Here is a 21,500-nt window from a genome sequence, read left to right as displayed (position 1 = left end):
CTTAAGCGCGAACTGCCACTCAGGTACAACTAAATTAGTCTGTACCGTTGAACTGACTGTCGAGAAAGCTTGACGTGCCCTCGATCTGAGACTGCAGCGCTTCGAGCGCCGCGAACTGCTTAACCAGCACGGCTTCATAGCCCAGTAACTGCAGGTCGATGCGGTCCTGCTTGGATTGAAGCTGGTCCAGTGAGTCCAGCAGTGCCGTGCGGCGGCTGTCTAGGTAGCCATTAAATTGGCTGTATCGATCGGCCATGTCGGCGAATACGTCGGCCAACCCCTCGGTGACCCCTTGGCCCGACGAGGCGCCGGCAAACATGGCGACCACTTCATTGAAGTCGGTGTCCAATGCACTGTCGAGCTTGTCAGTATCTAGCGTTAGGTTGCCGGCTTTATCGAAGCTGATGCCAAGCTGTGTAGCGCTGGTAAAGTCGCCACCGGTCAGGCCAAAGGTGTTGCTCATTAATGCCGTCAGTTCGCGCTCTAATTGCTTGATACGGCTTTCGCCGTAAAGCGTGCCGGCGGACTGAGTGTCCACGTCGTAGCTAAGGCCCTCACGGATTTCGGAACGAAGTTCATTGTAGGCCAGCACAAAAGCGCTGACGGCGGCGGTGACGCTTTCCTTATCTCGGCTAACGTCGACTTGGACGCTGGCCGGAATGTCAGCCACCCCCGTGGTTGCTTTAAGCGCTTCGATCGTGATGCCGGAAATGGCACTGTCAAACGTGTTGCTCGCGTCATTGGTGATGGTGACCCCGTTGACCTTGATCGAGGCGCTGGATGCCGCGTCAAAACCGGTCGTGTCGAGCGCGCCAAGATCACCAAAATCACCCGTTCCACTCATCCCGGTCACGGCATTGACGGTACCGATTTCGGTACTTTCAACATATAACTTTGAAGATCCGGCCGCATCGTTGATCACCGTCAAGCGGACGCCAGGATTGTCTACTGATGCGTTGACTTGGCTCGCCAGGTCCTGCAGCGACGTAGCGCCGGCAATCGCAATGGTTTGCTCGCTCGCCCCCGTGCCAACCGTCAACGAGAAGGTGCCACTGGTCGATGCAGATCCGCCCAAGTCAAATGACGACAAGCCACGGTAAGGTTTGCCGACCGCCACCACTTCGATATCTAGACTGCTGGGCGGCGCAGAGCCGGTGGAAATTACGTTGGCATAGCCGTCGGTCGAGGTGGTGACGTTGAATTTCTTAAAGTCGAGCGAGGAATCCAGTTTGCCGGCCGCCGCGCCCAACGACGACACGGTAGTTTTAATAGCCGCGAGTGCATCGACCTTGCTGCCATAGGTTTCGGCTTTGCTCACGACGATGGATGATCGCGAGCTCCGCTCCGCCGCCACCAGGTTTGCGATCAGCGACTTGTAGTCGGTATTACCAAAGTCGATCGCCATACCATTAAGCCTGGTCGCTGATTAGCAGATTCCGCATTTCTTCCATGCGTTCCGAGCGCGCTAAGGCTTCCTCAGACGGAATAGTCTTGATCAGTTCGCCGGAGTCCGGGTTGGTCACCAAGATCACCAGCCGATCGGTGTTGTTATCGACTGCAAGGCCAACTTTAAGATCCGGACGATCTAATGCCGACCGAATTTTTCTGACCACTTGATCCAGCTGCATCTGCGACGGTGCGTCCGCCGGTGTAGGCGCCACATTAGGCTGTGCTACCGGTTTCACGTCCGCAGGAGCGCTGCTGACCGGGACCCTACTCACATTAGTGGTGTTAATGGAGTTCATGATTGTACCTCGTCAAAATTGACAGCCAGAGCTGCCAATCAGGTGCCGATCGAACTGAACGGCTCCAGAGAGTTAAAGGCTTACAGGGAAGCGCATTTGAGACATATCTCTCAAAACACTGACCGCTGTCAGTCAAATATCTTCCGTCGCTGTGCGTCTTGTGCACTTGCCACATCAAGGCAAATACATGCCCTCAGTACTGTTAACGACCGCCGCGTCCAAGGCTTTAGTCCAAAATGCAAAAAAAAAACACTCAATCTCGGCCAAGGCTAGGCGCCGTTACTGGAGCAAGCTCAGCACCGACTGCGTTGATTGATTGGCCTGCGCCAGAATGGAGGTTCCGGCCTGTTGTAAAATCTGATTTTTGGCGAGTTCCGCCGATTCCCGAGCAAAGTCAGTGTCCATGATCCGTCCCGCAGCGGCGGTCACACCCTGCTCGATCGCAGCCAAGTTTTCGATCGCGGACTGAAAGGTGTTCGCCAAGGCGCCGAATTCGGCGCGGGCCTTGTTAACCGCGTTCATGTAGGTGTCAAATGTGGCCACCGTGGTGGCGTTGGTCAGTGCCTGCGCGGCATCACCCGCCGCGGCCGCACTGTCACCGACCGATTCGTTTCCGGTGGTGAATGAGTAACTGCCTAACGTGGAATCCAGAGCCACAGACACGGTGGTGCCGGCTGCATCAATGGCGATGGATACGCCGGTGCCTAGGTTAGACACCTCCGCCCCGTCCGGAAACGATCCGTCCAACAAGTTGACCCCGGCAAAGGTAGATTTCGTGCGGACACGGTCAAGTTCGGTGTTGATGTCAGCGAGCTCGGCATCGATGGCGGACTTGTCTGAGGTGCTGAGGGTGCCGTCTGAGTACTGCAGGACCAAATCACGCCCACGTGTCAGCAAATCCGTCATGGTGCCCAGCGCCGAATCGGCGGTTTCGACCAGGGATATGCCGTTGGCGGCGTTACGTTGAGCGACCTGAAGCCCGCTGGCCTGGGCCTTTAGGCGGCTGGCGATTGCGAGCCCGGCGGCGTCATCAGCTGCGCTGTTAATGCGGCTGCCCGATGACAAGCGCTCAAAACTGGTCTGAAGGTTGTTTTGCGAACTGATCAGACTGCGCTGCGCTGACAGGCTGGCTGAATTAGTACCGATGTAAAGTGCCATACGTTGCTCTCCGTAACGACTTCCGGGCCCAGGTCAATCGATGACCTTTGGCACACCAAGGCGAAGTTGCCTACGAAGGTTTACGGCAAAGCTAGGTATTTATTTAGCAAGCATTTAAATCCAGTTTCTAATCGGTAGCTCGATCAGCCGGGGACAGCGCCAGCCGCCCCCGGCAATGGCCTACTGAAGCAGGCTCAATACAGACTGGGTCGACTGGTTAGCTTGCGCCAAAATCGAGGTTCCGGCCTGTTGTAAAATCTGATTTTTGGCGAGTTCCGCCGATTCTCGTGCAAAGTCGGTGTCCATGATGCGCCCGGCCGCTGCGGTCACGCCTTGCTCAACCGCCGCTAGGTTTTCGATCGCGGATTGAAAGGTGTTCGCCAAGGCGCCGAATTCGGCGCGGGCCTTGTTAACCGCGTTCATGTAGGTGTCAAATGTGGCCACCGTGGTGGCGTTGGTCAGTGCCTGCGCGGCATCACCCGCCGCGGCCGCACTGTCACCGACCGATTCGTTTCCGGTGGTGAATGAATAACCGCCTAACGTGGAATCCAGAGCCACAGACACTGTGGTGCCGGCTGCATCAATGGCGATGGATACGCCGGTGCCTAGGTTAGACACCTCCGCCCCGTCCGGAAACGACCCGTCCAACAAGTTGACCCCGGCAAAGGTAGATTTCGTGCGGACCCGGTCAAGTTCGGTGTTGATGTCAGCGAGCTCGGCATCGATGGCGGACTTGTCTGAGGTGCTGAGGGTGCCATCTGAGTACTGCAGGACCAAATCACGTCCCCGCGTCAGCAAGTCCGTCATGGTACCCAGCGCCGCGTCCGCGGTCTCGACCAATGAAATGCCGTTAGCCGCGTTGCGCTGAGCGACCTGTAAACCGCTGGCTTGGGCCTTTAGGCGGCTGGCGATCGACAGGCCGGCGGCATCGTCGGCTGCACTATTAATGCGGCTACCCGACGATAACCGTTCGAAACTGGTTTGTAAGTTAGATTGAGACGTAATCAAGCTGCGCTGGGCGGCCAAGCTTGACGAATTGGTGCCTATTTGAAGGGCCATGATGTGCTCCTTGAGCCTGTGCGATTACTCGCGCTTGGCGCATAAAAGGTTGGGTCTGATTACTGGAGCAAGCTCAACACGGCCTGCGAGGACTGGTTGGCCTGGGCTAAGATCGACGTGCCGGCTTGCTGCAGAATCTGATTTTTGGCCAGCTCTGCGGATTCGCGGGCAAAATCAGTGTCCATGATGCGGCCGGCTGCGGCGGATACGCCCTGCTCAACTGCCGCCAGGTTCTCGATCGCCGACTGAAATGTGTTGGCTAATGCGCCAAAACCTGCGCGTTGCGCATTGACCTCGGTGATCAATGTGTCAATTTCCGTGACAGTGCTATCTTTATCTATTGTGTCAGTGCTACCGAACAGCATCCCTTTAAATGCGGTCTCCAGCTTTACGGCCACAGTCGTTCCCGCCGAATCGACGGTTACGTTGACGCCGGCAGCCGCGCCAATCCCAGTGCCCGCACCGTTAAGTAGATTTACGCCGGCAAACTCGGATTTCTCGTAAACTCGTGTGAGCTCGGTATTGATGTCCCCAAGCTCCGATTCAATCGCCGCTTTATCGCTGGTACTCAGAGTCCCGTCGCTGTATTGAAGAACGAGGTCGCGAGCACGCGTCAGCAAATCAGTCATCGTACCCAATGCCGCGTCGGCGGTTTCAACCAGGCTGATGCCGTTCGCAGCGGTCTTTTGAGCGACCTGCAAACCGCTGGCCTGGGCCTTTAGTCGGCTGGCGATTGATAGACCCGCGGCATCGTCGGCGGCGCTGTTAATGCGACTGCCCGACGACAAGCGCTCGAAGTTGGTTCGCAAGTTAGATTGCGATGAAATCAGCGAACGCTGCGCCGCCATGCTGGATGTGTTGGTGCCGATATATAGAGCCATCTTTAATCCCCTGAACCCGCAGACAACCCAGTATTGGGCCTTTCTGCACTGTTTGATCGTTGCTGTTACAAGGGGGCTAACGGCGGCAGAATCCGAAGGTTTAGGCGTGCGCCCAATTTAATGGTCAATTTGCGTTAAAATATGAATTTAATACTTAGTTTTATGGGTGGGTTGAGCGCTTTGTTCAGGCCCATATTTGAGCCAAAAAAAAAGCAGCCCCTAGGCTGCTTCGTCGTCAGTCGCCGAACGGCTTATTGGAGCAAAGACAACACCGACTGAGTCGACTGGTTGGCTTGGGCCAATATTGATGTGCCGGCTTGTTGCAGAATTTGGTTCTTCGCCAGATTGGCCGATTCACGAGCGAAATCAGTGTCCATGATGCGTCCAGCCGCGGCAGTTACGCCCTGCTCGACCGCCGCCAGGTTTTCTATGGCGGATTGAAAGGTGTTGGCCAGCGCACCAAACTCAGCGCGCTGAGCGTTAACACCGTCGATTAATGTGTCGATTTCCGCCACGGTCTTGTTGGCGTCGGATGCACCGGCGGCCAGCGCCGCATCAATTAACGAGTCCTTAGTCGGGTCGTTAAAATCGTAGGCATTAAATGTCGCACCGGTGGCGACCGTTTGGGTCGTGCCCGCGGCATCAATCGCGACAGTTAAACTCAGCGTTCCGTCCAGCAAATCGACACCGGCAAAACTGGTGTTTTCGCGGACACGTTCCAACTCGGTCGAAATGTCCGACAACTCCGCATCGATGGCATCCAAGTCAGCCCCCGACAATGTGCCGTCCGTTTGCTGCAATACCAAATCGCGGCCACGCGTCAACAGGTCGACCATGGTGCCCATGGCCGCGTCAGCGGTCTCAACCAAACTGATACCGTTGGCGGCATTGCGTTGGGCCACTTGCAAACCGCTGGCCTGCGCTTTCAAGCGGCTGGCAATCGCAAGGCCAGCGGCATCGTCAGCGGCGCTATTGATACGGCTGCCTGAGGACAACCGTTCAAAACTGGTCTGTAAGTTGTTCTGAGACGATATCAGCGAGCGCTGTGCCGATAGGCTCGATGAGTTGGTTCCAATGTATAAGGCCATGTTGATTTCCTTCCGGGTTGCGCAGACAGACCATTTGGCGGTCACTCCTGCATCATTATTGCTTGCCCTGCGCGCCGCTCAGTCGCGGCGCTTCATGCGGCTTACTGAAGCAGCGACAGCACCGATTGCGTTGATTGGTTGGCCTGGGCAAGGATCGATGTGCCCGCCTGCTGAAGGATCTGGTTTTTTGCCAGTTCCGCCGATTCACGGGCAAAGTCGGTGTCCATGATGCGGCCGGCGGCGGCAGTCACGCCCTGTTCAACGGCTGCCAAGTTTTCAATCGCCGATTGAAAGGTGTTCGCCAGCGCGCCGAAACTTGCACGTTGCGCGTTGACCTCATCGATCAAGGTGTCGATCGCAGCCACAGTTTTGGAGTTGCTGAGGGCGTCGGTGGAAGCGAAGGTCATACCGTCAAAGGCTGTGTCCAAGGCCACGGCAACGGTCGTGCCAGCCGCATCGATACCAATGCTGACGCTGGTGCCACCCAAACCGGTGGTGACCGCTCCGTTTAACAGGTCGACCCCTGCGAAACTGGTTTTAGTGCGCACGCGCTCCAACTCGGTGTTGATGTCCGTCAGTTCGGCGTCAATTGCGGTTTTGTCCGATGCGCTTAAGGTGCCGTCTGAGTATTGAAGTACCAAGTCCCGGCCCCGGGTCAACAGGTCCGTCATTGTGCCCAGGGCTGAGTCAGCGGTCTCGACTAAGCTCACGCCGTTGGCGGCATTGCGCTGTGCTACCTGCAATCCGCTGGCCTGTGCCTTTAAGCGGCTTGCGATCGCCAAGCCCGCGGCATCGTCGGCCGCACTGTTGATACGACTGCCGGATGACAGACGTTCAAAGCTGGTTTGCAGATTGTTTTGTGACGAGATCAGCGAGCGTTGTGCGGATAAGCTTGCAGAGTTAGTGCCGATGTATAGTGCCATGATGTCTTTCCCCTATTCGAATTGTGGATGAGCTGGCAACCCAGCGCTTTCCACACAGTTCGTCGGCCAAGGCCGCCTAAGGAATATTTCGGCAGAACAAGCAATATCATTAAGTCTTTTTTACGCGGGGTGCTGCCAAGCTCAGGTTCCAAGTCCAGGTGAGCATCATCCCGACATTAATTAATACGGAATAAATCACAAAAATAAAGCGCGGATGGTTATAACCAAAGTCATATTGATATTTTATTGGCGAAAAAACGCAGTGAAGTCACAGCGCTCTTGCCTGTTTAAATGGCCGAACTAGTTCAGGTAATTGAACAACGACAACGAGCTGATTCGTGCAAAGGTCTGCTGTGAGGCTTGCAGTGTTGTTTGCGCCAGCGTCATCTCGCTGATCGCTTGGGCCAGGTCAGCATTTTCAATTTTGCCCAAATGCTCTTGGTCGATAATGCTCTCCAGTTGGTTGCTTTGTTGAGCGGAGTCCAACACGTTCAGCGACACGCCGACCTGGCTGCGCATGGCGTTCAGTTTATCCATCGCACTGTCCAAAAAGCTGACCGTGGCTTGAATGTCACTGCTGATAAACTGCCCAGCAAAACCAGTTGATCCGGCCTCCAAACGATCAGCCAGTGCGTCTATTCCAGACGCCAGGTCCTGCTGGCCGCTGGCTGCGGTGGTGACGGTCACAGTGTTGCCGGCCGCGGGCGTGCCGGACAATTCGATCGATGCGCCCTGAATCGAGATGGTCGCGCCGCTGGAAAATGATGCGTTGCTGCCCGCTGCAACCGGGCTGCCGTCAACCAACACCTCGACCGCAACCCCATCCAGTTTGACGGTGAATTCCGTCGCCGAGGAAAAAGTAAGCTCAAGGTTATCGCCCCCGACCGCCGCAAAATCGCTGGCGTCGCTGATAACCGGGCCTTGCAGGCTAAGGCCCGCGCCCACCAAGGTTGCGGCTGCCGCGGTTGGCGCAGGGATCCGCGTAAAGGTATTGCGACCGCTGATTCGGTCATTGACCGACAAATTGGAGCCGATCTGCATTTCACGGACACCCCCGTCCCCGGCGAACTGCACGGTGCCATCGGGTTGGCGAACAAAAGGCTGGGTCTTGGTCTTGAACCCGCTGTACAGGAAATCGCCACTGGCGTCTTGGGCGTTCATTTGATTCATGATTTCGTCGATTCGTAACCGCAATTCAACCGCGATCGCGCCCCGGTCGGTATCACTTAATGTGCCGTCGCCCGCGTTTAACGCCAGGTCACGCGAACGCATGATCGCGGTCTCGATCGCATTAAGGCTGCTTTCGGTGGCATTCAAAGTACGCCGAGCACTTTCGATGTTGGCGTCAAAATTCTCGCGCCGCGCCATCGCCTGACGCAGTGCGACCGCGATAGGCGCCCCGATAGGGTCATCCGCAGCGGTCTGCAAGCGTTTGCCCGTAGCCACTTGGGACTGTGCTTTTTCCAGTCGTTGGGTGGCCGAGGTCATTTGGTCGATCGAGCGTTGAAAGAATGCGGCCGTCGAGAGTCTATTCATGGCTTACCTCAATGATCCCAGCAGTGTTTGGAATAAATCATTGGCAATGGAGATGACTTGGGCCGATGCCTGGTAGTACTGCTGGTAGCGCACCAAGTTAGCGGCCTCCTCGTCCAAATTGACCCCCGAGATATCACCCAAACGGGTCTCGGAGGCGCTGTAAATTGACTGATCCGCCGCCGCCGTGATTTGCCCAAGTGACGCTTTGGAACCGACCGACCCAACCAAGCCACCATAGGCATCGCTGAATCGTTTTTCGCCACCGTTCAGCCACCCAGCCGTTTGCAGGCCGGCCAAGGCTTGAGCGTTACGGTTATCGCCCGTGCCGCCCGCGTTAAACCCAAAGTTGAAAGTATCGCCCACCTCGGGCAAACCGTTCAGGGTCGCGCTAAAACCGGTGTAACTGATGTCCCCGGGCGTGCTCGAAAACAGGTCCAGCGTTTGCCCCGGCGTATAGGTCGATGACCAAAGCGTTGCGCCGGTGCCGGCATTCTTAACCACATAGGTATTGCCCGCGCCGAATTCGACATTCAGCTCAGGCGTCATGGCGGCCGGGGATGTCGTAAAGTTGGTGCCGGTGCCAACGGCCAGGGTGGCGCCGTAACTGACGGCACCGCTGCCACCATTTGCCAACGAGTCGGTGCCAATGACGGGTGCCGCCAAGCCCAGTGCGCTGGGGTCTTGTAGGGCCACGGACAAGGCTTCGGCCGCGCGTCGCGTCGGCTGAATACCAAATTTATCGCCGGCGACATAGTCGCCGCTCGGGCCTAAGGTCAGCGTGATGCCGTGGAAACTGACCGATGTATCGGCGCCCGCATTGAGAGTACCCGAGGTGACCGGCGCGCCGAAGCGGTCGAGCACCGTAAAGGCACCACCGGCGGCCACCGCGAGGTTGTAGTCTTTGCCCGTCATGGCCTGGGTGTCATCAATCGTGACAGTTATTTGACCGTTGGCGCCATTGGTGAGGTTCGGAATGGCGCGGCCGGGCAAGAACCCGGCGCTGTTCAGGTCCTTGAACAGCGGCGCGCCAAAGTCCCCGTTCATGTCCAAACCCTGGCCCAAGGTGGTGTTAACCGCGTCGGCTATACTCATCGCAATCAATCCAAGCTCGTTGCGTGCGGGTAACACCACGTCGTCCAGCAATTGATTGAGGCCACCCAGCGTGCCTTCCAGCCTGCCATTGGGGACAAAGCCGACGGTACTGCCGTTGCTTTGCAGTACCAACTGCAAACGGGTCGGGTCGGACTGCGAGGCTTCGGCGGCCACATCCATTTTCGATTGCCCGGATACCAATACACTGCCGCCCGACAAGTAGACTGCGACTTGATTTGCGTCCAGCGGAAACACGTCGACGCCGGCCAAGTCAGACATTTCAAACAGCACTTGGTCACGTTGATCCATCAGCTGCAATGGCGGCGTTTGTAGGTTGCTCTGGTCGGCGATACGACGATTCAAACTAACCAACTCGTCCGCCAGCTGATTGAGGCGATCTGCGCCGACGCGCATGGAGTTGCTGAGGTAATCCTCTTCGCGCGATAACTGCTCGCCCATCTGGTTGATGCGATTCGCCATCGCCCCGGCCTGGGCCAAAAAGGTTTGACGGTTTGGCGTGCTTGAGGGGTCTTGGGTCAGTGCCTGCGCCGACGAAAAGAAACTGTTCATGACCGAATTCAAACCGGATTCAGTGTCGCCCAAAATCTGGTCAACGCGGGTCGCACCGTCCGCGTAGGCGGAACTGGCATAGCTCTTTGCTCCGTCCAGGCGCACTTGGTTCTGCAATTCAGTCGGCACATCGCGGCGAATACGCGCAACCTGAGCGCCCAACTGGTAACCCACCGTGCCCAGCGTCGACACGTCCGCGCGCTGGCGAACGTAGCCGGGGGTATTCGCGTTGGCGATGTTGTTACCGGTCGTGTCGATCAGCGTTTGTGCTGTCCGCAGGCCCGTTAACGCGGTTCCAAGAATGCTCATGCACCGGTCTCCTGATTACCGGGGTTAACGGCCAAAATCTTTTCCACTTGAGTTAATACGCTGCGGGCTTTGTCGGCGTAGCTGGGGTCAGTGGCATAGCCGGCCGTTTGCAGCGCTTCAAAGTAGCCGGCGGGGTTGTTGATCGCGTCTTGGTAACGCGGGCGCTCGACGAAACTGGCGTAATCGTTCAGCGCTTCGCGCATGCCGGAATAGGCACGGAATGCCGCTTGCTCGGTGACCCACAGACCTTGTTTGTATTCCTGGGTGTTGATCACGGCTTTGTCACCGTCCCAGCCACCGGCTTTGATACCGAAAAAGTTATAGCTGCTGCCGCCGTCTTCGGCTTTGGGCACGTGTTTGCCCCAACCGCTTTCGAGCGCGGCCTGGGCCACGATGTGGCTGACCGGCACGCCCAAACGGTCGGCTGCACCTTGGGCAAAGGCGGCTATCTTTTTGACGAACTGGGTTTGCTCAGGTTTGACGCCGCCCAAATCGACCCGCCCCGCCTGTGCGACTTGATTGATGGCGCCGCTGTCGACCGAACGTTCGCGCGCCAATGGGCGCAGCGGCTGAACCATCTGTTCTGCCGGCACGGCCGTCTTGGGCTCGCCGCCGAACTGACGTACTAACATGTCGGCAACACCCAGCTTGCCTTGACGACCCAGCGTTAACGCAAGCTCGTTATCCAGCATGCCCTGAAAGGTTTTCACTTCCTCGCTGTTGAGCGGGTTGTCATCGGCCAACACTTCGTTGGCCTTGCGCGCGCTTTTCAACATTTCGTTGACGAACAGGGTTTCGAATTCTTTGGCGACCTTTTGCAGGCGCTCGGTCTCGGTGCTGGAGTCGCCGAACTTCAGCTCAGTGACTGCATTGAGGTCATAGAAGCCGCCGACGACGGCCTTGGAGTCCGCCAGGTTCACAGGACAACCAGCTCGGCTTCGAGTGCGCCGGCCTGCTTCAAGGCTTCCAAAATCCCCATCAAATCCGACGGCGTCGCCCCAACTTTGTTAACCGCCGCGACCAGATCACGCAAGGTCACGGCCGGTCCAAACAGGAACATGCGACCGCCCGTTTGTTCGATGTCGACCGTCGATTGCGGCACGACTTCCGTGGTGCCACCGTCCGCAAAAGCACCGGGCTGGGACACCGCGGGGTCCTCCGTGACGGTCACGACCATCGAGCCGTGGGTAATGGCGGTCGGTCGCAGCCGCACATTTTCGCCGATCACGATGGTGCCGGTGCGGCTGTTAACCACGACCCGCGAGCGGAACGCATCGGGTTCAACTTCGACGTTTTCCAACAGGCTTAAAAATTCGACCCGCTGTGACGGATCGCGCGGCGCCGTGACACGGATGCTGATCGCGTCCATGGGCGCGGCCACGCCGCCGCCCAACAAATCGTTGATGGCGTTGGCGACACGCTGGGCGGTGGTGAAATCGGCCTCATGCAGGTTCATGATGATCTCGTCGCCCTGGCTAAATCCGTTGGGGACCGCGCGTTCGATAATGGCGCCGTTGGGGATACGCCCAACGCTGGGGATATTGACTTGGATTGACGAGCCATCCTCACCACTGGCACCGAATCCGCCGACAATCATGTTGCCCTGGGCGACCGCGTAAATATTGCCGTCCGCGCCTTTCAGCGGCGTCATCAACAGCGTGCCACCGCGCAGCGACGCCGCGTTGCCCATGCTGGACACGGTGACGTCAAGGTTTTGACCCGGTTTTGCAAAGGGCGGCAAGTCCGCATGCACGGTCACCACGGCCACATTGTCGGTGCCGGGCCGGGCGTTGGCGGCCAGGGTAATGCCTAGTTCGCGCGCCAGGTTGCGGTAGGTTTGGTCGGTCAGGGCGCTGTTGTCACCGGTTCCGGTCAATCCGACAACCAATCCGTAGCCCAAAATCGGGTTGGACCGAACGCCTTGGATTTTGACCAAGTCTTTGAGGCGCTGACCGGCATCCGCGGTCAGGACGCTGAGGCTTAATACTGCAATCAAAAGGCGTTTCATGGGCTGCTCCTAAAATGGCCACACAGGACTATTGAAGAATCGTGCCAACCAGCCAGGACGGTTGGCGTCGCCAATCGGACCGGAGCCCGAATAGGCGATCCGAGCGTCGGCAATTTTGGTACTGGAAATGCCATTGCTGGGGTCAATGTCTTGGTCGCGAATCAATCCAGTCAGGCGGATGTATTCCTTGCCCTGGTTAAGTTCCAGCCATTTCTCGCCGCTGATGCGAAGGACGCCGCCGGGCAGACGATCGACCACCATGACCGAAATTTGACCGGACAAACTGTTGGATTGATTGGCGGCACCGGCGCCATTAAAGCCGCGGGCGTTGTCACCGAAACTGGCGGTTAACGGCTTGCCAAATATGGATGGCGCGATACCGCCTATGACCGGCGCCGAAATATTGGCGGTTGAGCTTTTGCTGGAATTGCTGGTGGCGCTTTTGGATGCTTGGGTCGATTCCTGCAAGGTCACGGTGACGATATCGCCGATGTTGCGCGCCCGGGAATCGGCAAATAAATCCATGGTGCGGCCGGTTTGGTAGATGGATCCATTGGGGATCACCGGCGGCAGCGCGTTTTGTTGGACGACCGGCGCGTAGGCTTCGTCGCCCGGTTTAGGGGCGATTACACCACCGCCGCATCCGACCAGAGCGAGTGCCGATACAGTCAATATAATTCGCAGCATAATCAGACCCCTACAATTGTTGATTCAAGTAAGACAGCATCTGATCGGCGGCCGAAATGACCTTCGAATTCATCTCATAAGCGCGCTGTGTGGTGATCATGTTGACCAACTCTTCGACGCTCGACACGTTGGAGTTTTCAACCGCGCCCTGCTCCAGTGAGCCCAAGCCGATTTCGGACGGCGTGCCAATGTTGGGCGGGCCACTGGCTTCGGTTTCCACGTAGTTGTTGCCGCCCATGGCCAACAACCCTTCCGGGTTAGCAAAGTCAGCCAGCGTGATGTTACCGACCACGGTCGACAGCCCAGTGCCCTGTTCGACTGCGCTAACCGAACCGTCTTTACCAATGGTGATCACCGATGAGCCGGCCGGAATGTTGATCTGGGGTTCGAGCAAGTAGCCTTCGGCGGTCACCACGGCACCGTCCGAGTTGACCTGAAACTGGCCATCACGGGTGTAGCCGACAATGCCGTCCGGGCGCTGAATTTGGAAGAACCCACGACCGTTAATGGCGACGTCCAGGGCTTGGCCGGTGACCTGCATGGAGCCGTTGCTGAATACCTTGCGGGTGCCGCTGATTTTGACCCCGGTGCCGATCTGGATGCCGGATGGCAACTGCGCATCGTCACCATTGGCGCCGCCCGGCGCACGTTCGACCTGGTACAACAAATCCTGAAAGACGACGCGGTCTTTCTTGAATCCATTGGTAGACACGTTCGCCAGGTTGTTGGACACCACGGCGAGTGCCTTGTCCTGGGCTGCCAATCCGGTCTTTGCGACCCAAAGTGCTGCGTTCATCGGTTATCTCCTGGCTTAATTACTAGAGATGGCGTCGTTGGCGCTGCTTTCAGCATCGTCCAAACGGCTCATCAAATTCACACTCATCTCGAACTGGCGAGACAGGTTCATCAGCTCGACCAAGGCGGAGGCGCCATTGACGTTCGAGCCTTCCAAAAATCCAGATTGAAGGGTTGCGGTAATGTCCGGTTCCGGCACCTCGCCCTTGAATCGAATCAAACCGTCGTCGCCTTTAAACACATCTAAATTTTCAACCGGGGTGACCATTTTCAGACGATCCAGCCGAACCATGCCGCCGCCTGGGGGGACCACGCTGACACTGCCGTCCTGGCCGATCGAAATCGATTCGTAAACCGGCACTGGAATCACCCCCAACTCGCCCAGCACCGGCTGGCCTTGCTGGGTGGTCAATAGCCCTTCAGGCGACACCTTGAAGTCGCCGTTACGGGTGAAGGCTTGCTGGTCCTCGTTGACCTGAACGGCGAACAACGAGCGACCGCTGATGGCGACATCCAAGTCACGACCGGTTTGCTGCATCGGACCGGCGGTCAGATCAACACCACCGCCTGCCAGGCGCGCGGTTGACCGTGCACCGTACTCGCCACCGGTGATTTCTTGGCTGACCATGGTGAAACGGTCGGCCTTGAAGCCGCTGGTGGCTGCGTTGGCCATGTTGTTTGCCACCAGTGCCTGGGCCCGCATCATATTAGTTGCGGTCTGGCTGGCCATGTAGATGGCTTTATCCATGTTGTCCTCCGATCGGCAAACCTTTGCCGGTTTAATCAGTCAGACGCCAAAAAAACAACGCCTACTGATTGCAATACAAAATGCGTGCCAGAAACTAAAAAGCCCCCAATTAAGGGGGCTTTCAGCTCACAGGTACCGAGGGTTAACGCAGGTTCAGAATTGCCTGAGTCACCGTCTCGGCGGTCTCGATCACTTTGGCATTAGCCTGGTAGTTACGCTGCGCGGTAATCAAGCTGACCAGTTCTTCGGACGTGTCGACGTTGGACTCTTCAAGCGCACCCGCCTGGATATTGCCCAAGGTACCGGTGCCCGGCTTACCAATCAGCGCAGGTCCCGAGGACGAGGTTTCTAACCACGCCGAGTCACCCGACGGGCTGAGGCCCTGCATGTTGGTAAAGTCGGCAATCGCGATTTGCGCCATCAGTGCCGAGCGGCCATTGGAGTAACGCGCCAAAATGTCGCCGTTGTCGTTGACGTCCAGCGACGCCAAGCGACCGGCGGTGTAACCGTCTTGGGACACTTCGGAGACTGAAAAGTCGGTACCGTACTGGGTCGTCGTGGTCAGGTTGAATTCGTACGCCAAGGTGCTGGCCGCGCCGGTGATGCTGGTCGGAATGGTCAGGGTGACGGCATTTTTGGCCGCCACATCGACCGCCCCGGTTCCGGCGCTGGCGACGCCACTGATTTGACCGTCCGCCGAAAAGTCGACATTGACGTAAGGCGTACCGCCGCCCATGACATCGGTGCCGTCAACGCGCGGGTACATGCGCCAGCTGTTGTCCGCGTCTTTGACGAAATATTGTTGCATGGTGTAGTCGCGTCCCAACGAATCGTAGACCGCCACCGTGGTCAGGTAGTTAAAGGTCTGCTCGTTACTGGGGTCAAACGCCGAGGTGATCACGGCCGATTCCGAATCCAAGTTAAGTTGGGTTTGGACGTCGGTGGTCGCCTGCGGCGGCTGTTGGGCGCTGTCGATACGAATCGGGTTCAATTCGGCCTGGACGTTGCCTTGCGCATCCGCCAAGTAGCCCATCAGGCTGGCGCCCTGGTTGGAAATAATAAAGCCGTCGTCATCTAGCTGCATGGCACCGGAGCGGGTATAGGTGGTGACGTCGCCATCACGCTGGATGAACATGCCCTCGCCCGACATGGCCATATCCAAACTGTTGTTGGTGTAGTTCAGGTTGCCCTGGTCAAATTGTTGACTGATCGCCGCCAGGGTCACACCGTTACCGGCGCTGGTAGCGCCCGAGAAGCCGACGCCGCTGGCGTAAACGTCCGCGAATTCCGCACGCGACCGCTTAAAACCGGTGGTCGATGCGTTGGCGATGTTGTTGGAAATCACGTCCAACTGACTTTGTGCGGCGCGCAGGCCGGTAAGTGCCGTGTTAATTGACATCGTTGTTCTCCTGGGTGGATTCGGTAATGGCGCGGACGTCGGCTAAGGCCACGGGTCCTACGCTGTTTAAGTTCAAGGTGGTGGAATTGCCCGACAAGCTGACCGAGTTAACGTTCGCATTCAGGTACACCGGCACCGCGTAGGTGTCCCCGGTGGCTTCGGTCGCCAAGGCGACAAATCGGTGGGCGCCGCGGCTGTCACCGGACCAATTAAAGTTAATCGTGCCGGCGGACTCCTGGCCCAAACTGATGCGGTCGACTTCGCGCCCGATCTGGTCCAGGACCTGGATTTCCAAGTTGCCGGTCGAGCTGGGCAGGTCTACCTGGGCGTTCATCTGGCCGCCGCGGTAGTCAAAGGCACTGGTTTCAACGGTCACCGTTCGCCCAACTAGGCTCGATGCCTGCAGCGCTTGGGCCGACGATTGCGCCGATACCAGCTCTTCCATCTTGGCGTTGATTTTATCCAGCCCTTCGACCTGACTAAATTGGGCCAATTGCACCAGCTGCTCGTTGGCATCGATCGGCGCGGTCGGGTCCTGGTTCTTCATTTGCGCAATCAGCAGCTGCATAAAGGCGTCTTGATCCAACTGGTTCTGGGACGCTTCGGTGCGGGTACTGGTTAGCTGACTTTGCAGATAATTGATGTCATTGCTGCCGCCGATAGAATTGGTCATTAGTTTTGTCCCATGCGCAGCAGCTGCTGCGATAATTCACGTGCGTCTTTCATCACTTCGACGTTGGCTTGGTAGGCCCGCGATGCTGCAATCATGTCGGCCATTTCGGTCATCACGTTGACGTTCGGTGCAAACACATAACCGTCACCGTCAGCCAGCGGATGACCGGGGTCGAAGCGGCGGATGGCCGGTTCGTTACTTTCGACGATTGCTTTGAGTTGAACGCCGGCGGTGGCGCCGGTCGGCATCTGGCCCCCCATGATTGCCACTTGTTCGGCGCGCAGGGTTTCAAAGACCGGTTTCTTGGCCTTGTAAACGTCGTCCGGGTTACTTGCCAAAGTCTCGGCATTGGCCAGGTTGGACGCGGTCGTCGACATCCGGACCTTGTTGGCCTCCATGGCCGACGCCGCCGTCATCATCAAGCGTTCAATACTCATTAGCCGTTAACTCCCCGCAGCGCTTTTTGCAGGCTGCTGAATCGTTTACTTAAAAACATGTTGGTCGCGTTCATGCGGATCTGGTTTTCCATAAACCGTGCGCGCTCTTGCTCCATGCTGACTTTGTTGCCATCGAGAGAGCCAAATTTGCTGTCACGAAACTCAACGTCATCGGAGCGCACCAGCCCGTCCGCACCCAGCCCTAGGGACAGGTGGCGACCGTTACTGGCGCCTGTGACTGCCCCGCTGGGCGTGGCCCGGGTGCGGTCGTAAACCTTGGCGAAGTCGAAGTCGACCGCTCGGTAGCCCGGGGTCTCGGCGTTGGCGATGTTGTTAGACAGCAGCTCGCTGCGCTTGACTCGCAACTGCAAGCCGGCGACCTGATTTCCTAACGCACTGTCGAATGAAATTGCCATAAGCTCCTCGCGACGTTGATTTGTCACATGAAGTGAATAGCAAAGGCTGTGCCAAGTACGAAAAAGCCCGCGATTGCAGGCTTTGGGGTCCGTCAGAAACCTGACGGTGGCAACGCGTTGCCGGTGATGCCGGTTTTCCGGCGCGCTACGAGCGCAGTGCGATCTGGTCCATGACGGCTTCGGCCAGGCTGTCGGGCTTGAACTTGGCGACCAATTTGTCGGCGCCGACTTTGAGCGCCATGGCTTCGTTGAACGCGCCGGACAAGGACGAGTGCATTAATACATACAGATCCTGGATCATTGGATCGGATTTGATTTCGGCGGTCAGTGTATAGCCGTCTAGGATCGGCATTTCGATATCCGTCACGATCATCAGGTAGTGATCCGCCGGGCGTCGCCCCGCCGCGACCATCTTCTTTAATAGATCCAGCGCTTCCTGGCCGTTGGTCAGCATGGTCGTTTCGATGCCTAGGCTTTCCAGCGCTCGCTGTATTTGCTTACGTGCGACCAGTGAATCGTCGACGATCAACACGCGATTACCGCCGACATTGGCGCGCAACGCTTCCTGGACCAAGGTTTCGCTGACCTCAGCACCGCCGTAGTCCAACTCGCTTAGAATCCGTTCGACATCGATGATTTCGACCAACCGGCCGTTATCTTCGGTCATTGCCGTCAAATAACTGTCCTTGGCCAAAACGGCGTCCGGAGCTTTGATCTTGTCCCAGGTGGTGTTGATGATGCGCTCGACGCTATGGACCAGGAAACCCTGAACCTGCGAGTTGTACTCGGTGATAATGATGTAGCGCTCTTCGATGTCCTGAAGCTCGCCAAAGCCGGTCGCCGCAGCCATATCGATAACCGGAATAGCCTCCCCACGCAGGTGCGCAATGCCTTTCAGGCGTGGGCTGCCGTTGGGAATGGTCGCCAACTTGGGGCAACGCAAGACCTCTTTGACCTTAAACACGTTAATGCCATACACCTGCTCGTCCGCCAGCCGAAACAACAGCAGCTCCACTCGGTTTTGACCCACGTAATCGGTTTTAGCGTCAACTCGCTCAAACAACCCTGACATGTGTTTCCTCTCTGGCACAGGTTTTGCGTTGTCCATCAAAACGTCAATGGATCGGCACAGTATAGGTTCGGTCAGACAGGGGGACACCATGAAACGCATGTTGAGCGTTGTATTGCTAGTGCTTGCGCATCCCGCTCAAGCAGACTTGAACCAATGGTTACAACGGCAGGCCGAGGAATTTCTAAAGGTCGAGATCGGCGGTGATCGCTTAGAGGTCATGGTTCGACCGCTGGACAGTCGGGTCAAACTGCCCGACTGCAACGAGGCTTGGGACTTTTCGTTAAAGGCCAAAAGCCGTGGCAGCGCCATGGTCAAAGCCACCTGTGGGGTCACCCAAGTCCACCTATCGGCGACCTATTCCAAGTCAATTGATGTGGTGGTCGCGGCCCGTGGCCTGAATCGGGGTGACATCGTCGGCGCCCGCGACCTGCGCCTTGAAACGGTGCTGGAACGCGAGCTGCGGGGATCGTGGCACACCGATTTCGACGGCTTACTAGGCCAGCAGGTCAAGCGCAACATTCGTGAGGGTCAGCCCGTCATTGGCCGCATGGTCGAACTGCCCACCTTGGTTAACCGCGGGGACACGGTAAAGCTTCAGGCCGGTAGCCAAGGCATTCAGATCACGGTGATGGGAACCGCCCTCAGTGACGCCGTTCAAGGCGAGCAAGTCAGTGTTAAAAACTTGGCCAGCGGACGCACGGTGCGTGGTTTCGTGCTAGCCCAAGGCATCGTTCAGATGCCGTAAAATAAGGTTAAAGAAATGCGCTACACTGCCGAAACAGTGTGAGTACCATCACGGAATTCAAATTATGGCAGTCGATATTAATGGCATTGGGGGTCGCCCCCAGCAGACAAACACGCAGGCCGCTGACAAACAGCAGCCGGCTAGTGTTTCGGCGCAACCGGCACAGGTTGCTCCGCTGGCGGCACCGCAATCAAACGATTCAGTTACGCTGAGCAGCGAAGCCCAGAAAATGCAGGCAGTGCAGGAACGGGCCGCGGCGACCAGTGAGGTTGATCAGGCGCGTGTGGATGCGATTCGTGCATCCATCGCCAATGGCAGCTTCACCGTGGACGCCAATAAAGTTGCATCGGCCATGCTGGGCTTAAACGGCGGATAGCAAAATGAATGCAGCGGTACAGCGATACCTCGCCCTGTTGGGTGAAATGACCCGTAGCGCGCAATCGCTCGAAAAGATCCTGCTGATCGAGCGCGATGACATGGCGGCGCAAAGTGCCGCCTCAGTCAAGACCAACTTGACCGAAAAAGTCCAAGCACTGAAAACCCTTGAAACGAACATTGAACTGCGCCGTGAGTTATTGACGGATGCGGGTTTGACGCCCGACGCCGACGGACATCGTCAGTTGCTGGGCAGCCTAACGGCCGAGTTGGCCGAGCAACTAGAGCGCGGTGCCGCGGACGCTGAAGCGGCCATTGAGCGCTGTCAAAATCTAAACCAGGGCAACGCCCAAGTGCTGCAACGTCTGAAGCAAAAAGCCGATGCGATTAAAACGGTGATTTCCGGCGGCGAAGGCCAACGTTTGTATGGCGCCAAAGGCAAGACGTCCGCCAGTGGCGGTGGACGCGCACTGGGTGAAGCCTAACCCCGCAGCCCTATACCGACCTGCAGTCCGCAATCCAGGCGCTAATCACGCGTCGGTTATCTCGCGTCAAATAGTCAAGGTCGACATACGACAGCTCCCCGTCTGAATAACTCACGATCACCTGTGGATCCGACATTTGCGCGTGAAACCTAAGCCGCCCCGTCGGGTCAACTCGAGGCGTAATGGGTAGGCTCAGTGTTTGCATGATCACGGCACGCCCTTTCAGGATGACGCGACCTGCGTTGCTGTCCAAACGCATCTCAACGTCATACGAATTCACCCGGTTCGGCTTGACCTGGGCATGGGCGGTCTGGGTGCACTGGAAGTGAGCATCAGACGCATGAGCGCCAGCGATAAAGGTAGCTAAACATGTGTTTGCGATGGCTTTTAACATGAGGTGATCCACTATCTGAAGCTGGATCAATTGTGCATCATTTTAGCACTGTTAGCCGCACGTAGTTTAGGTGTTAAATTGATCGATACTCCAAAAGGTGGCGACTCAAGTGCCGCTGAGGCTTGAGTCAAACGCCACGTTCCAAATGGGGGTATTACAACGCCACCGGCACTAAACCCCTGATCGACAACCATGGACACCACTTCGCGTTTGAACTCTCGACTAGACGAACGCCGCTTTCTCACTCGAACACTCTTTGCTGGGTGGCAGGTTACCTCCCAATTTAGGATCCGAATTCAGCGAACAATTGCAAACTGACACATGGCGATAGCGTTGAGCTATTGACTTAATCGCCCGTTGCAGGCTTCCGTTTTTTTCTTACGTCCCTACTATCGAAGAGTGGGCAGTGCCCACAGAAATCCAAAACACCCACTAGGTTGGAGAAAAATAATGGATCTGAAAGGAACAAAAACGGAAGAAAGCTTGAAGGCCGCGTTCGCCGGCGAATCCAAGGCAAACCGCCGGTATCTGTATTTCGCAAACATGGCAGACATCGAAGGTGCACCTGAGGTAGCCAATGTGTTTCGTAACACGGCCGAAGGTGAAACCGGTCATGCCCATGGACACATGGAGTACCTAATCAACGGGGGTTCGGGCGACCCGGAAACCGGCCTGGCGGCAGGTAACGTTGCAGAAGCGCTGGAGTCTGCCATCGCCGGTGAGACTCATGAGTACACGGACATGTACCCAGGCATGGCAAAAGCCGCACGCGATGAAGGGTTCGACGAAATCGCGGATTGGTTTGAAACCTTGGCAAAGGCCGAGCGCAGCCACGCGAACAAATTCCAGAAAACTCTGGACGCTTACAAAGAAGAAGCAGAAGCCTAAGTCGATCAGCGCGCGCC

At 57.2% G+C, this 21,500-nt stretch carries 24 protein-coding genes; 4 read left to right on the top strand and 20 right to left on the bottom strand.

Going from position 1 to position 21,500, the window contains the following annotated elements; genetic code table 11:
• Nucleotides 1-34: 34 nt before the first annotated feature.
• From fliD to GH975_RS06310, 19 genes are all read right to left on the bottom strand, one after another.
• Complete coding sequence (fliD, locus tag GH975_RS06400) at nt 35-1,405, bottom strand: flagellar filament capping protein FliD (protein ID WP_153713730.1); 1,371 nt, start codon at nt 1,403-1,405, stop codon at nt 35-37.
• 4 nt (nt 1,406-1,409) lie between these two features.
• Nucleotides 1,410-1,685, bottom strand: a complete 276-nt coding sequence (locus tag GH975_RS06395; protein WP_170272572.1) for a flagellar protein FlaG — start codon at nt 1,683-1,685, stop codon at nt 1,410-1,412.
• 339 nt (nt 1,686-2,024) lie between these two features.
• Nucleotides 2,025-2,903 (bottom strand): flagellin N-terminal helical domain-containing protein, encoded by an 879-nt coding sequence (locus GH975_RS06390; RefSeq protein WP_153713728.1) that lies wholly within the window; start codon nt 2,901-2,903, stop codon nt 2,025-2,027.
• 180 nt (nt 2,904-3,083) lie between these two features.
• Nucleotides 3,084-3,962 carry a flagellin N-terminal helical domain-containing protein gene (locus GH975_RS06385; protein ID WP_153713727.1) on the bottom strand — a complete coding sequence of 293 codons (879 nt, stop codon included), beginning with the start codon at nt 3,960-3,962 and terminating at the stop codon, nt 3,084-3,086.
• Between the two features lie 59 nt (nt 3,963-4,021).
• Nucleotides 4,022-4,843, bottom strand: coding sequence for a flagellin N-terminal helical domain-containing protein (locus GH975_RS06380; protein ID WP_153713726.1), 822 nt, complete (start codon nt 4,841-4,843; stop codon nt 4,022-4,024).
• A 251-nt stretch (nt 4,844-5,094) separates the two neighbouring features.
• Entirely contained in the window at nt 5,095-5,931 is an 837-nt protein-coding gene (locus tag GH975_RS06375; protein WP_153713725.1) for a flagellin N-terminal helical domain-containing protein, read from the bottom strand.
• A 101-nt stretch (nt 5,932-6,032) separates the two neighbouring features.
• A complete protein-coding gene (locus tag GH975_RS06370) occupies nt 6,033-6,854 on the bottom strand; it encodes a flagellin N-terminal helical domain-containing protein (RefSeq protein ID WP_153713724.1) in 822 nt (273 codons plus the stop codon).
• Between the two features lie 300 nt (nt 6,855-7,154).
• The gene (gene flgL / locus GH975_RS06365; RefSeq protein WP_153713723.1) at nt 7,155-8,390 is read right to left on the bottom strand and encodes a flagellar hook-associated protein FlgL; all 1,236 of its coding nucleotides are present in this window, start codon (nt 8,388-8,390) and stop codon (nt 7,155-7,157) included.
• 3 nt (nt 8,391-8,393) lie between these two features.
• Entirely contained in the window at nt 8,394-10,361 is a 1,968-nt protein-coding gene (flgK, locus tag GH975_RS06360; protein WP_153713722.1) for a flagellar hook-associated protein FlgK, read from the bottom strand.
• Nucleotides 10,358-11,281, bottom strand: coding sequence for a flagellar assembly peptidoglycan hydrolase FlgJ (gene flgJ, locus GH975_RS06355; protein ID WP_153713721.1), 924 nt, complete (start codon nt 11,279-11,281; stop codon nt 10,358-10,360). The genes flgK and flgJ overlap by 4 nt, the downstream gene beginning before the upstream one ends.
• Nucleotides 11,278-12,369 carry a flagellar basal body P-ring protein FlgI gene (locus tag GH975_RS06350; protein WP_153713720.1) on the bottom strand — a complete coding sequence of 364 codons (1,092 nt, stop codon included), beginning with the start codon at nt 12,367-12,369 and terminating at the stop codon, nt 11,278-11,280. Before GH975_RS06350 ends, flgJ begins: the two co-directional genes overlap by 4 nt.
• Before the next feature lie 9 nt (nt 12,370-12,378).
• A complete protein-coding gene (gene flgH, locus GH975_RS06345; protein ID WP_153713719.1) occupies nt 12,379-13,056 on the bottom strand; it encodes a flagellar basal body L-ring protein FlgH in 678 nt (225 codons plus the stop codon).
• 10 nt (nt 13,057-13,066) lie between these two features.
• Nucleotides 13,067-13,852 carry a flagellar basal-body rod protein FlgG gene (gene flgG / locus GH975_RS06340; protein WP_153713718.1) on the bottom strand — a complete coding sequence of 262 codons (786 nt, stop codon included), beginning with the start codon at nt 13,850-13,852 and terminating at the stop codon, nt 13,067-13,069.
• 15 nt (nt 13,853-13,867) lie between these two features.
• Complete coding sequence (locus GH975_RS06335) at nt 13,868-14,599, bottom strand: flagellar basal body rod protein FlgF (RefSeq protein WP_153713717.1); 732 nt, start codon at nt 14,597-14,599, stop codon at nt 13,868-13,870.
• 142 nt (nt 14,600-14,741) lie between these two features.
• Complete coding sequence (gene flgE / locus GH975_RS06330; RefSeq protein ID WP_153713716.1) at nt 14,742-15,998, bottom strand: flagellar hook protein FlgE; 1,257 nt, start codon at nt 15,996-15,998, stop codon at nt 14,742-14,744.
• The gene (locus GH975_RS06325) at nt 15,988-16,671 is read right to left on the bottom strand and encodes a flagellar hook assembly protein FlgD (RefSeq protein ID WP_153713715.1); all 684 of its coding nucleotides are present in this window, start codon (nt 16,669-16,671) and stop codon (nt 15,988-15,990) included. Before GH975_RS06325 ends, flgE begins: the two co-directional genes overlap by 11 nt.
• Nucleotides 16,671-17,108, bottom strand: coding sequence for a flagellar basal body rod protein FlgC (gene flgC / locus GH975_RS06320; RefSeq protein WP_153713714.1), 438 nt, complete (start codon nt 17,106-17,108; stop codon nt 16,671-16,673). Before flgC ends, GH975_RS06325 begins: the two co-directional genes overlap by 1 nt.
• The gene (gene flgB / locus GH975_RS06315; protein WP_153713713.1) at nt 17,108-17,524 is read right to left on the bottom strand and encodes a flagellar basal body rod protein FlgB; all 417 of its coding nucleotides are present in this window, start codon (nt 17,522-17,524) and stop codon (nt 17,108-17,110) included. Before flgB ends, flgC begins: the two co-directional genes overlap by 1 nt.
• A 145-nt stretch (nt 17,525-17,669) precedes the next feature.
• On the bottom strand, nt 17,670-18,596 hold the full coding sequence (locus tag GH975_RS06310; protein ID WP_153713712.1) for a chemotaxis protein CheV: 927 nt from the start codon (nt 18,594-18,596) through the stop codon (nt 17,670-17,672).
• Between the two features lie 88 nt (nt 18,597-18,684).
• Here GH975_RS06310 and flgA point away from each other — a divergent pair, with 88 nt between their 5' ends.
• The 3 genes from flgA (at nt 18,685) to flgN (ending at nt 20,201) form a co-directional block, all read left to right on the top strand.
• Nucleotides 18,685-19,341, top strand: coding sequence for a flagellar basal body P-ring formation chaperone FlgA (gene flgA, locus GH975_RS06305; RefSeq protein WP_170272571.1), 657 nt, complete (start codon nt 18,685-18,687; stop codon nt 19,339-19,341).
• Between the two features lie 64 nt (nt 19,342-19,405).
• Nucleotides 19,406-19,717, top strand: coding sequence for a flagellar biosynthesis anti-sigma factor FlgM (gene flgM, locus GH975_RS06300; RefSeq protein WP_153713710.1), 312 nt, complete (start codon nt 19,406-19,408; stop codon nt 19,715-19,717).
• A gap of 4 nt (nt 19,718-19,721) precedes the next feature.
• Nucleotides 19,722-20,201, top strand: a complete 480-nt coding sequence (gene flgN / locus GH975_RS06295; RefSeq protein ID WP_153713709.1) for a flagellar export chaperone FlgN — start codon at nt 19,722-19,724, stop codon at nt 20,199-20,201.
• Between the two features lie 10 nt (nt 20,202-20,211).
• Here flgN and GH975_RS06290 read toward each other — a convergent pair whose 3' ends face one another.
• On the bottom strand, nt 20,212-20,595 hold the full coding sequence (locus GH975_RS06290) for a hypothetical protein (protein WP_153713708.1): 384 nt from the start codon (nt 20,593-20,595) through the stop codon (nt 20,212-20,214).
• A gap of 450 nt (nt 20,596-21,045) precedes the next feature.
• Here GH975_RS06290 and GH975_RS06285 point away from each other — a divergent pair, with 450 nt between their 5' ends.
• Nucleotides 21,046-21,483 carry a rubrerythrin family protein gene (locus GH975_RS06285; RefSeq protein WP_153713707.1) on the top strand — a complete coding sequence of 146 codons (438 nt, stop codon included), beginning with the start codon at nt 21,046-21,048 and terminating at the stop codon, nt 21,481-21,483.
• Nucleotides 21,484-21,500 lie beyond the last annotated feature (17 nt).

Origin of the sequence: Litorivicinus lipolyticus, assembly GCF_009650135.1 — a bacterium.
Classification (GTDB): Bacteria; Pseudomonadota; Gammaproteobacteria; order Pseudomonadales; family Litorivicinaceae; genus Litorivicinus; species Litorivicinus lipolyticus.
The sequence above is the reverse complement of the archived record's forward strand: the minus strand, read 5'-3'. Positions and strand labels throughout refer to the sequence as shown.

What these genes read in the sequence shown, in the direction of transcription:
- GH975_RS06375 (WP_153713725.1), bottom strand. Translation starts at nt 5,931, where the DNA reads ATGGCCTTATACATTGGAACCAACTCATCGAGCCTATCGGCACAGCGC.
- flgB (WP_153713713.1), bottom strand. Translation starts at nt 17,524, where the DNA reads ATGGCAATTTCATTCGACAGTGCGTTAGGAAATCAGGTCGCCGGCTTG.
- GH975_RS06390 (WP_153713728.1), bottom strand. Translation starts at nt 2,903, where the DNA reads ATGGCACTTTACATCGGTACTAATTCAGCCAGCCTGTCAGCGCAGCGC.
- GH975_RS06285 (WP_153713707.1), top strand. Translation starts at nt 21,046, where the DNA reads ATGGATCTGAAAGGAACAAAAACGGAAGAAAGCTTGAAGGCCGCGTTC.
- fliD (WP_153713730.1), bottom strand. Translation starts at nt 1,405, where the DNA reads ATGGCGATCGACTTTGGTAATACCGACTACAAGTCGCTGATCGCAAAC.
- GH975_RS06325 (WP_153713715.1), bottom strand. Translation starts at nt 16,671, where the DNA reads ATGACCAATTCTATCGGCGGCAGCAATGACATCAATTATCTGCAAAGT.
- flgG (WP_153713718.1), bottom strand. Translation starts at nt 13,852, where the DNA reads ATGAACGCAGCACTTTGGGTCGCAAAGACCGGATTGGCAGCCCAGGAC.
- flgA (WP_170272571.1), top strand. Translation starts at nt 18,685, where the DNA reads ATGAAACGCATGTTGAGCGTTGTATTGCTAGTGCTTGCGCATCCCGCT.
- flgE (WP_153713716.1), bottom strand. Translation starts at nt 15,998, where the DNA reads ATGTCAATTAACACGGCACTTACCGGCCTGCGCGCCGCACAAAGTCAG.
- flgK (WP_153713722.1), bottom strand. Translation starts at nt 10,361, where the DNA reads ATGAGCATTCTTGGAACCGCGTTAACGGGCCTGCGGACAGCACAAACG.
- GH975_RS06370 (WP_153713724.1), bottom strand. Translation starts at nt 6,854, where the DNA reads ATGGCACTATACATCGGCACTAACTCTGCAAGCTTATCCGCACAACGC.
- GH975_RS06335 (WP_153713717.1), bottom strand. Translation starts at nt 14,599, where the DNA reads ATGGATAAAGCCATCTACATGGCCAGCCAGACCGCAACTAATATGATG.
- GH975_RS06380 (WP_153713726.1), bottom strand. Translation starts at nt 4,843, where the DNA reads ATGGCTCTATATATCGGCACCAACACATCCAGCATGGCGGCGCAGCGT.
- flgH (WP_153713719.1), bottom strand. Translation starts at nt 13,056, where the DNA reads ATGCTGCGAATTATATTGACTGTATCGGCACTCGCTCTGGTCGGATGC.
- flgN (WP_153713709.1), top strand. Translation starts at nt 19,722, where the DNA reads ATGAATGCAGCGGTACAGCGATACCTCGCCCTGTTGGGTGAAATGACC.
- GH975_RS06385 (WP_153713727.1), bottom strand. Translation starts at nt 3,962, where the DNA reads ATGGCCCTTCAAATAGGCACCAATTCGTCAAGCTTGGCCGCCCAGCGC.
- flgC (WP_153713714.1), bottom strand. Translation starts at nt 17,108, where the DNA reads ATGAGTATTGAACGCTTGATGATGACGGCGGCGTCGGCCATGGAGGCC.
- flgM (WP_153713710.1), top strand. Translation starts at nt 19,406, where the DNA reads ATGGCAGTCGATATTAATGGCATTGGGGGTCGCCCCCAGCAGACAAAC.
- GH975_RS06290 (WP_153713708.1), bottom strand. Translation starts at nt 20,595, where the DNA reads ATGTTAAAAGCCATCGCAAACACATGTTTAGCTACCTTTATCGCTGGC.
- GH975_RS06310 (WP_153713712.1), bottom strand. Translation starts at nt 18,596, where the DNA reads ATGTCAGGGTTGTTTGAGCGAGTTGACGCTAAAACCGATTACGTGGGT.
- flgL (WP_153713723.1), bottom strand. Translation starts at nt 8,390, where the DNA reads ATGAATAGACTCTCGACGGCCGCATTCTTTCAACGCTCGATCGACCAA.
- GH975_RS06350 (WP_153713720.1), bottom strand. Translation starts at nt 12,369, where the DNA reads ATGAAACGCCTTTTGATTGCAGTATTAAGCCTCAGCGTCCTGACCGCG.